Annotated in this window: 2 protein-coding genes; both read left to right on the top strand. The window is 61.9% G+C overall.

All coding sequences use genetic code 11. The features are described 5' to 3' along the window. Nucleotides 1–236, top strand: a 236-nt coding sequence (locus tag ACYP5B_RS54045) for a hypothetical protein (protein WP_459575746.1), incomplete at its 5' end; no start/stop codon positions are given. Then, on the top strand, nucleotides 229–1,181 hold a 953-nt coding region (locus ACYP5B_RS54050; protein WP_459575748.1), incomplete at its 3' end, for a UvrD-helicase domain-containing protein. The genes ACYP5B_RS54045 and ACYP5B_RS54050, both read left to right, overlap by 8 nt.

Genomic DNA, 1,181 nt, shown 5'->3' on the forward strand with positions numbered 1-1,181 from the left:
GGGCGGCATCCCTCCCGAAACACCGACCGATTGACAGGCTAAACCATATGGACTTGACGAACGCCAGGGTGGAATTCCAGACCGACTTCAATTCGTTCGGCGAAGGGGTCGTCATCGCGCATGACAGCATCAACGGCCGGCTCGTGATCCGCGACGACGACGGTATCCACTGGCGAGGCGTCGAAGATCACATCGAAGTCCTTGAGCGTCCCGATGCGCGTACTTCCCATGCTTGATGAACTGAATCCGGCCCAGCGCGAAGTGGTGGAATTGCGTAAGCATTGCGTCGCCGTCGCGTGCCCCGGTGCCGGCAAAACCAAGACCATTGCCACCAAGGCCGCGATTCTGCTGGCCGAGCCCAATGCCACGGTCGGCGCGGTGACGTTCAGCAAGGATGCAGCGGTGGAGCTACGCGACCGTATTCTGGCGCTGGCGGGCGCAGGTGCCAAGCGGCGCCTGATGGCCGGCACGTTCCATTCGTTGTCGTACAAGCAATTGGGCGGCGATGGCGGTGAGCGCCCGGATATCGCCACGGACGGCGACCGGATGGTGCTGTTGGGCCAGGCGCTGGAAGAAGCCGAATTGGACTGGAAGATCGAGGATGCGATTGCCTCCGTCGAGGCCATCAAGACCAATTTCGGCAACGTCCAGGACGGCACCCATGAGGCCCGCCTCTACCAGGCCTACCAGCACGCCTTGGAGCGCAACGCTAAGATCGACTTCCAGGACATGCTGCGGCTGGCGGTGGAAGGCTTGCAGCGTGGCGCCCTCAAGCCCTACCCCTTCACCTATCTGCTGGTCGACGAGTTCCAGGACACCGACCCGCTGCAATACCAATGGGTCGCCCTGCACGCACAAGCAGGCTCGATCGTGACGGTGGTGGGCGACGATGACCAGTCGATTTACGGATTTCGGAGCGCGTTGGGCTATAGAGGCATGGAATCGTTCATCCGCCAGTTCGACGCCCAGCCCGTGGTGCTTGGCAGCAACTATCGTTGCAAGGCGGAGATCCTGGCCGCCGCCGACAAAGTTATCCAAAACAATCGCGACCGCATCCCGAAGACTCTGGTGGCGCAAAGAGGTCCTGGCGGCATCGTGAAGTTCAACCGCTATGACGATGAGTATGCCGAGGCCGTTGCGGCCATCGAGGCGCTCGCGCCGACCCTGGGTGAGCGGAAATC

It is taken from the genome of Cupriavidus sp. 8B (genome assembly GCF_054589115.1).